The 12,488-nt window shown below is 54.2% G+C and carries 9 protein-coding genes; 1 reads left to right on the top strand and 8 read right to left on the bottom strand.

Going from position 1 to position 12,488, the window contains the following annotated elements:
* Positions 1 to 18: 18 nt before the first annotated feature.
* Positions 19 to 201, bottom strand: a complete 183-nt coding sequence (locus SPH27_RS03195; protein ID WP_024907126.1) for a hypothetical protein — start codon at positions 199 to 201, stop codon at positions 19 to 21.
* 193 nt (positions 202 to 394) lie between these two features.
* On the opposite strand from SPH27_RS03195, the gene SPH27_RS03190 reads away from it, so the two are divergent.
* A complete protein-coding gene (locus tag SPH27_RS03190) occupies positions 395 to 1,264 on the top strand; it encodes a crotonase/enoyl-CoA hydratase family protein (RefSeq protein WP_039263551.1) in 870 nt (289 codons plus the stop codon).
* On the opposite strand, the gene pdeR is transcribed toward SPH27_RS03190, so the two are convergent.
* The 7 genes from pdeR to SPH27_RS03155 form a co-directional block, all read right to left on the bottom strand.
* Entirely contained in the window at positions 1,261 to 3,252 is a 1,992-nt protein-coding gene (pdeR, locus tag SPH27_RS03185; protein ID WP_182071739.1) for a cyclic di-GMP phosphodiesterase, read from the bottom strand. The two genes, SPH27_RS03190 and pdeR, sit on opposite strands and share 4 nt — an antisense overlap.
* Positions 3,253 to 3,575: 323 nt before the next feature.
* On the bottom strand, positions 3,576 to 5,510 hold the full coding sequence (locus SPH27_RS03180; RefSeq protein ID WP_182071738.1) for an exoribonuclease II: 1,935 nt from the start codon (positions 5,508 to 5,510) through the stop codon (positions 3,576 to 3,578).
* A gap of 88 nt (positions 5,511 to 5,598) precedes the next feature.
* The gene (locus SPH27_RS03175; RefSeq protein ID WP_045143074.1) at positions 5,599 to 6,585 is read right to left on the bottom strand and encodes a CMD domain-containing protein; all 987 of its coding nucleotides are present in this window, start codon (positions 6,583 to 6,585) and stop codon (positions 5,599 to 5,601) included.
* A 153-nt stretch (positions 6,586 to 6,738) separates the two neighbouring features.
* Entirely contained in the window at positions 6,739 to 7,527 is a 789-nt protein-coding gene (gene fabI / locus SPH27_RS03170; RefSeq protein ID WP_003856831.1) for an enoyl-ACP reductase FabI, read from the bottom strand.
* A 270-nt stretch (positions 7,528 to 7,797) separates the two neighbouring features.
* Complete coding sequence (locus SPH27_RS03165; RefSeq protein ID WP_182071737.1) at positions 7,798 to 10,890, bottom strand: multidrug efflux RND transporter permease subunit; 3,093 nt, start codon at positions 10,888 to 10,890, stop codon at positions 7,798 to 7,800.
* A 4-nt stretch (positions 10,891 to 10,894) separates the two neighbouring features.
* Positions 10,895 to 11,803: an ABC transporter six-transmembrane domain-containing protein gene (locus SPH27_RS03160; RefSeq protein WP_063441951.1), complete on the bottom strand. Its 909-nt coding sequence runs from the start codon at positions 11,801 to 11,803 to the stop codon at positions 10,895 to 10,897.
* A gap of 123 nt (positions 11,804 to 11,926) precedes the next feature.
* Complete coding sequence (locus tag SPH27_RS03155) at positions 11,927 to 12,313, bottom strand: transporter (RefSeq protein ID WP_176690043.1); 387 nt, start codon at positions 12,311 to 12,313, stop codon at positions 11,927 to 11,929.
* Positions 12,314 to 12,488 lie beyond the last annotated feature (175 nt).

The following is a 12,488-nucleotide window of genomic DNA, read 5'->3' as shown; positions in this document are numbered from 1 at the left end:
AGGTCGGAGACGGTGGGATTAAACTTCCCACGGCGCTTTTGGCTGTCTGTTTTCTGGCGCATTGTCAGCACCATTCTGAGCAAGAAGTTCAGACTTCAGGATCTCGAGATTACGGATAGCAGAGTGATAATCGCCCGCCACCAGGATATCCAGCACGGTATCAATTCGTTGTGCTACAGCTTGTGCGTCAATAGTCGACATAATCTCACCCCAGGCGCGAAAAGTTAATATTTTCAATGATGCAGAAAATAGGATCAAAAGAGAAGGGAAAAAATGCAATAACTAAATTACATAAACGTAAGTGATAAATTTATTCCCCCTCATGCAGCAGGCTTAATGACTGGATTAGTCTAAAACTGCGCGCAAGGCGCTTTTTTATAAGAGGAATTAGACTATGACAGTTATCAATCAGCCTACCTGCACACTGTTTACCGATACTGAACGGTTCACGCAGCTGTCAGGATATTACGAGGCGGAGCGTCACACGGTCTGGATGATGCTGCGGGCTCAGCCACGTCCTTGCTTTAACCATGCGTTAATAGAGGAGATCATGAACTTTTCATGGCTGGTTCGCCAGTCTGGGTTTGCGGTTGATTTTTGGGTAACCGGATCGCTGGTTCCCGAGATGTACAATACGGGCGGAGATTTACAGTTCTTCGTCGAGTGCATTCAGAACGGACGTCGGGAAGCGTTACGGGCGTACGCTCGCGCCTGCGTTGATTGCGTCCATGCGGCCTCACGGGGGTTTGATACGGGAGCCATCACTCTGGCAATGGTAGAAGGCAGTGCGTTAGGGGGCGGGTTTGAGGCCGCTCTGGCGCACCATTTCGTCCTGGCTCAGCGCGATGCCCGTTTAGGTTTCCCGGAGATAGCCTTCAACCTGTTTCCGGGTATGGGAGGATATTCCCTGGTTGCACGCCGTGCAGGCATGAAGCTGGCGGAGGAACTCATCTACAAAGGGGAATCCCATACGGCTGAATGGTACGAACAGCACGGGCTGGTGGATGTCCTGTTTGAACCGGGACAAAGCTATGTCTCCACCCGAACCTTCATCGATACGCTGCGGCCAAAACTGAATGGCGTAAGGGCGATGCTGCGCGCCCGTACGCGCGTTCTGCAATTGCCCCGCAGTGAACTGATGGACATCACGGAAGACTGGGTTGATGCCGCTTTCTGCCTGGAGCCGAAAGATATCGCCTACATGGAGCGTCTGGTCACGCTGCAAAACCGCCATCACGCGGCGGGCCTGCGTAAAGCCAGTTAACGTTGATTTCGCACTTGATATCGTTTTAGCCATCGCTCGAATGCGGCAGCGGGCATCGGCTTAGCAAACAGAAAACCCTGCCGTTCGTTGACGCCGTTCTTGGTCAGAAAGGCGTCTTCTTTTGCATTCTCCACACCCTCGGCAATCACCTGCAGATTTAACGCCTGCGCCACCGCGACGATAGCGCGCACCAGCGACTGGGAAATAGACTGCTTATGAATATCCCTGACGAAAGATTGATCGAGCTTAATGGCGTCGATAGGGAAGCGGGCCAACTGAGAAAGGGAAGAGTAGCCGGTGCCAAAATCATCCAGATGAATTTGCGCCCCGAGTCTGCTGAACTGCTGGATCACGGACAGCGCCAGCTCTTCATTTTCGATAAGACAGCTTTCGGTCAACTCAACGTCGACCGGGCAGTATTCAAAATTCAGATCCTTCAGCGCCTGCTTTAAGTCGCTGAAGATGGTCTGGTCGGCCAGCTGGCGTGCAGAGACGTTCACCGCCACGCGCAGGTTTATTCCCTTATCGCGCCATTTTGCCACCTGGCGAACCACATCGAGCATCACCCAGCGGCCCAGCGGCACAATCAACCCCGACTCCTCGGCATAAGAGATAAACTCCAGCGGCGGGATCAGGCCGCGTTCTGGCGATTGCCAGCGGACCAGCGCTTCAAGGCTTCTGACTTCTCCGCGCCAGGTTATTTTCGGCTGATAGTGGATCAGAAGCTGATCGTTATCCAGCGCCTTGCGCAGGTTGGTATCCAGCCAGAGATACTCAAACACGCGCTGGTTCATCTCGGGTGAGAAGACGCAGAACTTGCCCCGGCCGTTCTCTTTGGCGGTGTACATGGCGGTATCGGCGTTGCGAATAACGCTTTCCCGGTCGTTTCCGTGCTGCGGGGCGAGGGCAATACCCAGAGAGCAGCCGGTATAAATCTCAATCAGACCGATTCGGAACGGCTGGCGCAGACGGGTTAAAATGCGCGACGCCATCGCCTCCAGAGAGCCCTGAGAGGTATTGGTGGCCATGACGATAAACTCATCGCCGCCAAGACGCGCCAGCACCTGTTCCTCGTCCAGACAGCTCAAAATGGCGAGGGCGACAGCCTGCAACAGCTGATCGCCAAACATATGCCCGTAAGCGTCGTTGACCTTTTTAAAGTTATCCAGATCGAGATACACCACGCCCACCTGCGTGTCGCCGCGGTTATCGATGGCGTCAGAAATCAGATCGTGGATCGCATTGCGGTTTGGCAGGCCGGTGATGGTATCGGTATTGGCCAGCACGCGCAGCCGCTCCTGAGCGCGGCGCTCCTCGGTAATATCGGTCCCGGAACAGATAAGGAAAATTTCATTTTTACCGCTGCCGCTGTGCACGAATTTGTTTCTGAACAGAAACAGCCGCTGCCCTTTACGCGTTTTGATCCAGCGTTCAACTTCGTAGGAGCTGCCGTTGCGAAAAAAACCGGTAATATTGCGCTTTGAGGCTGCCGCTTCGCTGCGGCTCATAAACAGCTTAAATACGTTCTGACCAATGACCTCTTGCTCTTTCAGGCCGGTGTACTCTTCGCTAAGCCGGTTAAAACGCTGAATATTGCCGTGCTGATCGAGGATAACAATGACGGAGTTGGCCTCTGAGACAACCTGTTCCGCGAATGAAAGTCCCTGAGCCAGATCGCGCGCCACGGAGGGCGTATCGTTCCAGGCGGAAGCGGTGCCTGCCCACTCGTTGCGGGTAATTTTACGGCCCACAAGATGAACCGGGACATCTTCTCCGTACAGGGAGAGCGACATGGAAATACTGGAGGTAATAACGGTTAAATGACGGATGAGATCGGCCTGTTCATCGTCCAGCGCCACGACCTGAGTGACATCGGCATTTTCGCTGGTGGAAAGGTGCAGAGCGTTGCTGTCAGCTGACAGGCGCCACCACGGGCTGTGAGTCCCCATGTAGCGAAACAGCAAATTCTGCTCCAGATCGTCCATCATGTTTTCTCCCGCAGCTGTTCATTAGCGCACAAATTATTCATTTGCTGTCGACTTTTCCGTTGAGAAACAGCGGCAAAACCGAAGTGAACCTGTTGTTTTTCCCTGCTTTCTTATAATAAAACGAGTCAGGTTAAAAAGGATACTGAGCGTATAGAAATTCACGTAACCGAATATAACAACACTCTTTTACTGTAGATAATTATGGCGGCTTTGGGCGAAGGGATACTGAAAATAGTAAGGAAAAATAATGATTTTGTGGCGGAGATAAAAAGAAAAATTGTCGGCCCTTCCGGAAAGGAAATGACCGACAATTGAACCGGTTATCAGGCGACAGGGCGCGCGATAATACTGCGGGTTTCCATGCGAACTTCGGCGATAGTGACGTCAATCACGTCGGTGACTTTGTAAACTGTTTCACCTTTAATTTGCACGGTACCGTTTTCCTGGCTACAGACCATTTCGTCACGAACCGCATGCAGGAACGGCGCAGGAATAAACGCGACAGCACCGTTATCGACCAGACGGACGCGCATGCCCCCGCGGCTGATATCGATGATCTCTGCGGCGAAACGGGTATCCGTACCGGCTTTATCCTGCAGGAAGCGCGCGTACAGCCAGTCTCCAACGTCACGTTCCGCCATGCGGTTCAGGCGACGACGATCGGCCATCTGCAGCGTGGTGTCCTCCTGAGGACGGGCAATGGTTTCACCTTTGATAATCGCTTTCAGCAGACGGTGGTTAACCATATCGCCATACTTACGGATCGGCGATGTCCAGGTGGCGTAAGCTTCGAGTCCAAGGCCAAAGTGCGGGCCAGGCTCGGTGCTGATTTCAGCGAAGGACTGGAAGCGACGAATGCGGCTGTCCAGGAAGCCCGACGGCTGCGCGTCCAGCTCGCGACGAAGCTTGCAGAAGCCCGGCAGCGTCAGCACTTCTTCCGGATCAACGTGCACATCGTGAGTCTTCAGCAGGGCCGCCAGCGCTTCGGTATTCGCCGGATCAAAACCGGTGTGGACGTTGTAAATGCCAAAGCCCAGCTTGTCGCGCAGCACGCGTGCGGCGCAGATGTTGGCGGAAATCATCGCCTCTTCAACGATGCGGTTCGCAATGCGTCGCGGTTCGGCCACGATGTCCAGCACTTCGCCTTTATCGCCCAGAACAAAGCGATAATCCGGGCGGTCTTTGAATACCAGCGCATGGGTTTTACGCCACTCGCCGCGGTTCAGGCAGATGCGATGCAGCAGACGGATTTGCGCGGCAATGGCGTCTGATTCAGGTTTCCAGCTACCGGTATTTTCAAGCCAGTCGGAGACGTTATCATAGGCCAGCTTGGCTTTCGATTCGATGGTGGCGGCAAAGAACTCGATATCGTCTTCAATCGCGCCGTCTGCGGCGATAGTCATGCGGCAGGCAAGGACCGGGCGCACTTCATTTGGACGCAGCGAGCAGAGATCGTCTGACAATTCGCGCGGCAGCATCGGAATATTGAAGCCCGGCAGGTAGTTGGTGAACGCACGGATTTTCGCCGCGTCATCCAGCTTGCTGCCTTCGGCAATCCAGGCGGTTGGATCGGCAATGGCGACGGTCAGATGCAGTTTGCCATCGGCGCTCTCTTCAGCGTACAGCGCGTCATCCATATCTTCCGTGCTGGCGCTGTCGATGGTGACAAACTCCAGCGCGGTGAGATCGCGGCGCGTCAGACCTTCGTCCTGCATATCGGTCGCTACGCCGTTCGGCGCTTCTTTTTCAAGATTGTGGCGTGCCAGCGTGACCCACCATGGTACGAAATGATCGGCGCCAAAGGTGATGAACTGGGTCAGCTCAGCATAAAAACCGCGATCGCCTTTCAGAGGATGACGGCGCATTTCTGCTACGGCCCAGTCACCTTCTTTAAAATCATGCTCAACGCCACGGGCGGCGCGGCAGGGAATAGCATCTTTCAGCAGGGGATGATCCGGCACGATAGCAAGACGATCGTCTTTTCTCTGCACCTTGCCCACAAAACGGGTCAGGAACGGTTCGATCAGTTCTTCCGGCTCGGCAGACTCGCGGTCCTTCTCGGTATGAATGACGGCCATGACGCGATCGCCATGCATCACTTTCTTCATCTGCGGAGGCGGAATGAAGTAGCTTTTCTGCGCGTCAACCTCAAGGAAGCCAAAGCCCTTTTCCGTGGCTTTTACGACCCCTTCTGCACGCGGCGTCTGGGAATGCAGTTGCTGTTTAAGCTGCGCTAGCAGCGGGTTGTCCTGAAACATAATGTTCTATTTTCGTAGCCATTGAGCGGCTGACAGTTTTACGCGATTCTCACTGTCTCAGCAAGCGCTCTTTGGGTAATTAGTATGGTTATTCCTCTTTACCAAACGCGACTTTCAGACGATTGAGCCAGCCATCAAACGCGCTCCGGGTAAGCAGCGTGATGGCATGTTCGCCGGGGAGTCCCTGATCCGTGAGCGGGGTAAACTGCGCGGCGCTGAAGCGGTCCGGAGAGCGCGTCAGCAGTTCGACCGCCGCCGAAAGCGCGGGAGACGTCAGCGGGATCGCTTCGCGGGTGTTTAACAGGATTTCTCCGGTCAGGTCGAGCAGCGAAGGCTCATGGCAAAGGACCGGCGTCAGCGCCTCCAGCGCGGGTTCTGCCTGCCAGCGGGACAGCGACTCAAGCTGATGCGCACTCGCATAGCGCAGCTCGACGACGGGCAACAGCGGCACCCAGGCGGCGTGGCTCGCGGGCAGCGTGTGCGGCTGAATATGATGGCCTGGCAACCAGCGAACGGGGTGTCCTAACAGCGCCTGAAAAACCGCGACCACGCGCGCCTGAAAACCGATAAAGCCGATAATCTGGTTAATCACCACAATGTCATATATTGACAGGCCAACCTCATCAAGCTGGTTCTGCGCTTTATCATCAATCACATCAGGAGAGCTGGCGAGCTGGCGGGCATACTGCGTAATTTGCGCCAGACGTCGGTTGCTTTCACGCGAGGAGTCGGGGCCGGGAAGCGGGGCGAGGAGGGCGGCGTAATGGTTACAGAGCCGCTGAACGCCACAGGCCTGGGCGACCGTTAGCGCGGTGCTGAGCCGATCGTAGGCGCTGAGCGTATGCAGGCGGTTCACGGGAATCGAGAGCGGAAACAGCTGGTGGCACAAGGCTCTGGCAGGGGTAAGCCAGCCAGAACAGGCGGCGACAATCTCATCAGGCAGGGCTAAATCGAGCAAAAAACGATCGTCGACGTTAGCGGCTTCGGGCACCAGAGGCAGAACATCTGTCTGCGCGTGGTTCGACTGGGTCTCGTGATACCAGTGGCCTTTGCCGGAAAAACGGCGTTGTTCCATGTGCGTTCCTTGATCTCAAAATGGCGATCAATATCCTGGCGTAAGGCAGATAAAGGGAAAAATATTGTTAGGTGATAACAAATAGCAGAACGGAATAACGAAGGGGTGGTGCGGGGGGAAAACTCTCTTCCCGTGCGGGAAGAGAGTCACAGCTTATTTAATTTCCAGCTCGTTCATTGCAGCGATGTTGAAGCCGCCGTCAACGTGAACCACTTCACCGGAGATACCAGCGGAAAGGTCAGAGCACAGGAATGCTGCAGAGTTACCCACATCTTCAATGGTAACAGTACGACGAATCGGGGTAACCGCTTCGCAGTGTGCCAGCATTTTACGGAAATCTTTAATACCGGAAGCTGCCAGGGTGCGGATAGGACCTGCAGAGATGGCGTTAACGCGCACGCCTTCAGGACCCATTGCGTTCGCCATGTAGCGTACGTTGGCTTCCAGAGAGGCTTTCGCCAGGCCCATAACGTTGTAGTTAGGGATAGCACGCTCAGCGCCCAGGTAGGACAGGGTCAGCAGGGCTGCGCCCGGGTTCAGCATCGCGCGGCAGGATTTCGCCATCGCAACGAAGCTGTAGGAGCTGATGTCGTGAGCGATTTTGAAGCCATCACGGGTAACCGCGTTCACGTAGTCGCCGTCCAGCTGGTCGCCAGGAGCGAAGCCAATGGAGTGAACGAAACCGTCGAATTTCGGCCATGCTTTTGCCAGTTCAGCAAACATGCCGTCGATGCTTTCGTCTTGTGCAACGTCACATTCCAGAACAATGCTGGAACCCAGCTGCGCGGCAAACTCTTCAACACGGCCTTTCAGCTTGTCGTTCTGGTAGGTGAACGCCAGCTCAGCGCCTTCGCGATGCATTGCCTGTGCGATGCCGTATGCGATGGACAGTTTGCTGGCAACGCCAGTCACCAGAATGCGCTTACCGGAAAGAAAACCCATAGCTTTAATCCTTATATTCATTGCTAATTTTGCCTTGTAATTCATAGCGTTACAGGCAGTATTTCAAAATCATTCGAAATTAGCTCGAAATTATAGCCCACTCACAGCCCCTTGTGTCACGATATTTCTCGCTGTTCTCCGAAGACGCCTGCCCCGAAGAATGCGCCGCGGACTCGCGGGGGCTCAAAATTTCAGCATTCGTCCAGTATATCACCCGGCAACAGGTTCACCTCATCCAACCAGCGAGGAAGCGCGATCCCGCGAGGGTATTCACGCTTTCCTGAGGTTGTCGATGAAGCGCGCGATGACGATAAAGAAAACCGGTACGAAGAAAATGGCGAGAAGCGTACCGCTAATCATGCCGCCAAATACGCCGGTACCGATGGCATGCTGCGTACTGTCGCTCGCCCCACGGGCCAGCATCAACGGAACAACCCCTAAGGTGAAGGCTAACGACGTCATCAAAATAGGGCGCAGGCGCTGGCCGGCGGCATGAATGGTTGCCGCCAGCAGGGGCTGCCCCTGGCGATGGAGCTGCCTCGCAAATTCAACAATCAGAATGGCGTTCTTGGCCGACAGGCCGATAAGCGTAATCAGGCCGACCTTGAAGAAAACGTCATTCGTCATGCCGGCAACGGACACCGCGATCACCGCGCCAATAAGACCCAGCGGAACGACCAGCATGACCGCAAACGGAATAGACCAGCTCTCGTACAGGGCGGCGAGCACCATAAACACGACCAGTATCGACAGGACGATAAGGCCCGGAAGCTGAGATTCCGATTTTCTCTCCTGCAATGAACTCCCTGCCCACTCGCCAGCCATGCCCTGAGGTAAATCTCTGGACAAACTCTCCATAACCTTCATTGCGGTGCCGCTGGACTCTCCCGGCGCCGCATTTCCGGTAATGCGAATAGCCGAATATCCCTGATAACGCGTCAACTGCTGCGGCGCAACGTGCCAGGAAAGCGTGGCAAACGTCGATACCGGCACCATCTGTCCCATCCGGTTTTTCACTGATAATGTCAGCATCTGCTCAGGCTGCATTCGGTAGGGCGCATCGGCCTGAATGATCACCTGCTGAACGCGGCCGTTGTTCGTATAGTCGTTGACGTAATTTGAGCCCAGGGTGACGGAGAGCGTCTGGTTGATTTCATCAAATGAGACGCCCATTGCTTCCGCCTTTTCTCTGTCCACCTGGAGCGCAAGGCTTGTTCCTTCCGGCAGACCGTCTATATACACGTCACTCAGTTCAGGACGCTGATTGGCCTGCAGGACCAGAGCGTCGGCAGCGCGCTTTAACGCCTCGTAGCCCAGTCCCGCTCTGTCCTGCACGTACCAGGTGAAGCCCGACGAGGTGCCCATATCCGAAATGGCCGGCGGGAGCAGGCTCATCGTGACGGCATCAGAGACGTTCGCCATGCTGGCCTGTATATGGTCGGCTTCACCCTGAGCCGTCGAACCCTGCCGATTTTTCCAGTCCTTCAGCGTGGTGAAGGCCATAGCCGAGTTAGGTCCTGAACCTGAAAATCCAAACCCCAGGATCATAATGTTGCTTTCAATATCCGGCCGGGCCGCAATTTCCTCTTCAAATTTTTTAACCACGTTGAGGGTACGCTGCATCGTGGCATCAGAAGGCAGCTGGATTGAGGACATAAAGTAGCCCTGATCTTCATCCGGCAGAAAAGAAGACGGTAGCGAAGACAATCCCAGAAACAGCGCAGCACAAAGCGCAGCGTACAGGAGCAGCATACGTCCGGTTCGCTTCAGAACGGCACCCAGCCCGGCTTCGTAACTGGCGGTGAGCGAACGAAAGCGCGCGTTAAACCCGACCGCGAACCTTCCGCCTCTCTTTCCTGGCTTATGCGGCTTGAGTAACGTTGCGCACAGGGCAGGCGTCAGCGTCAGGGCAAGAAACGCGGACAGCAGTATGGAGACCGCCATGGAAATACAAAATTGTCGGTAGATAATCCCGACGGATCCTTCCGCAAATCCCATGGGAATAAAGACGGCGGTCAGCACCAGCGTGATGCCAATAATCGCCGGGGTGATTTCCTGCATGGCTTGCCGCGTGGCGTCACGCGGGGACAGGCTTTTTTCCTCCATCAGTCGTTCAACGTTCTCCACGACCACGATGGCATCATCAACGATAATCCCTATCGCCAGCACCATGCCGAACATCGTCAGAATATTGATGGAGTAGCCGCTCAATAGCATCACGGTGAAGGTGCCAAGAAGGGCGACGGGAGCAACAATCGCCGGGATAAGCGTACAGCGTATCTTGTGCAGAAACAGCAGCATAACCAGGAAGACCAGGACCATCGCTTCCACAAATGTCTGAACAACCTTCATGATAGAAAGTTTCACGAACGGCGCGGTGTCGAAGGGGATCGTAAACGCCATTCCTTCGGGTAACACCCGGGAAAGTTCGTCGATGCGCGCCCGTACGCCGGAAGCCGTGCTCATCGCATTCGCGCCAGGCGAGAGCTGGATTGCTGCCGCCGTTGCGGGCACGCCATTTTCACGGATACCAAAGGCGTAGCTTTGCAGGCCAGATTCAATCCGCGCAATGTCGGACAGTTTCAGGCGGGCACCGGATGCGTCAGATTTCAGGGTGATATTTCTGAACGCCTCTACCGAGGAGAGCTGTCCCTTCACGGTGATGGGATACGTCACCCCTTGTCCTGCAGAGGCTGGCTCATCTCCCGTTTTGCCGGGCGAAACCAGGGCATTTTGCTGGCCAACGGCGGTAAGAACATCGCTTACCGAAAGCCCGTAGCCGTGGAGCTTCATGGGATCCAACCAGATGCGCAGCGCTTTTTCGCCGCCAAAGAGCTGAACTTTCCCTACGCCGGGCACGCGACGAAGCTCGTCACTGACGTTTCTGGCAAAATAGTCGCTTAAATCGGCTTCCTCAAATTGACCCGTCGCCGACTTCAGCCCCACCATCATTAAAAAGCCAGAGTTAGCGGCCTCGACGTTGATGCCGTTTTGCCTTACCGCCTGAGGCAGACGAGGCTCGACGATCTTAATCTGATTCTGCAGATCCATCTGCGCCAGCTTGATGTCCGTGCCCGGTTTAAAGGTGACGGTAATCGATGCCGAACCGGTTGTGTCACTGGATGATTCAAAGTAGAGCAAATTATCTACGCCGGAGATTTCGCGCTCGATTAACGATACCACCGACGTGTTCATGATATCGGGGCTGGCCCCGGGGTAACTGACGGAAATAATGATTCCAGGCGGCGCCACCGCCGGATACTGCGCAACCGGCAAACGGGGAATAGACAGGAGCCCTGCCAGGACGATAAAAAGCGCTACAACCCAGGCGAAAACGGGGCGTTCAATAAAAAAATGCGGCATTAAATTAACGTCCGGTTACGTGAATTTCATCATCAGTGGATACGCGCTTGCCGATATCCCTGAGCTGCGAAAATTTCTCAAGAAGCTGCGGCGCGTCATCGAGGCTCGTCGCGAACATCCACATGTAGGTCATCACCGAGTAAATATGTCCGGCGGTGATGCCGGTTGAGCGCGTCATCCAGACGATGGTCAGCGTAAAAAGCGCGGCAACAAGCACGCCGACCCACAAATAACCCCACGCCTCGCGGTCAGATAATGCGATACGCAAACGCGCCAGCGTGGAGTAATGGCGGTGAAGGGTAGCCGTGCCCGCCTTATGAACATAATCCACTTCTTTTTCCAGCCGATTATTCAGGCGCATGAACAGCCATTCATTTTTACGGGCATATCCTGAGACAAATCCGAGCAGGATAAATACAATCGCAAAGCACATGACGCCGGCCCAAAATTCAATAAACAGCAACATGATTGCGGCACCAAAAAGTGAGCTCAGCGAGGTAATAAGCAGGGGAAGGTGCATTTCAAAGAAATCCACATATTCACGCGAGAGCGTTACCCTGGCGGCGATCGCCGAATGGTTGAGCTGGTATTTGCGCTGTGCCAGGACGACGGAAACCGCGAGTCCGGCATAAATGCGTGCAAACGTGCGCGTGTCTACGCTTCGTCTGGCCGCTCCGATGAACCACATGCAAAGCACCATCAGGCCATACAGCGCGGCGTTAAGCGTTTCACCGGCGAGGATGGCATTTATCGCGATGCCAGCCAGAACGGGATAAAGTAAAAACGTCACGTTTTCGGCCACCACCAGGAAAAAAGTGACAACCAGTTTTTTCCGGTGCCGTATCGCGAGTTTTTTTAGCGAGTGCATCACTCCGGCAGGTTCAGAAGAACGAAGATTATTACGGTTCATCATTATGGATAAGTTTTATCAGATTCTTAGGTGAGTTATTTTTGTGCAAAATAGCGTGAGGGAGAGTCTACCGCGCGCCTGTTTAGCGGAAATGGGCGGTTTGTGGAGGCTATGTGGAGCAACGGCTCAAATCATTCTCATAATAAGGTACAGCGGGGCTCCACCAAAAAAAATGATCAAATAACACTCGTAGTAAAAGATCAGATCCTCGATATCGGGCATCGCGTTTAACAGCACGGTGAACGTAATAATGAGATAAACAAAAATCACCAACAGCCAGAAGGCGACGACGAGTAGCTCAGTCAACGCGCCGGCTTTATTCTGGACTATCAGAGAGACAACCGACAATGCGATGCAACTATAAATGATGGGTGAAGAGAGCAGCGTAGAGGCGACTTTTTCATCCATTTTGTGTACCAGCATCAGCCAGATATAAAGTAATCCCCAGGACAGCAGCAGGAACAGGGAATATATGCCCAGCTTTTTAGGGGAGAAATATTTAGAAAGTTCCATGTTCATTATTTCAGCCAACTTCATAAAGTCTTTAAGTAACAGGGATAATGTGCAACGCTAAATGTAAAAAGAGTTTTGTCTCAATAGCGATTTTGAACGGGCATTGTCGAGTCATTATTGACGGAATGTGTAGGCTATATGGAGAAATAACCGGGCAGGTAAATCAGCCGGGAAA

It is taken from the genome of Enterobacter sp. A103, assembly GCF_034427535.1.
Taxonomy (GTDB): Bacteria; Pseudomonadota; Gammaproteobacteria; order Enterobacterales; family Enterobacteriaceae; genus Enterobacter; species Enterobacter asburiae_B.
The sequence above is the reverse complement of the archived record's forward strand: the minus strand, read 5'-3'. Positions and strand labels throughout refer to the sequence as shown.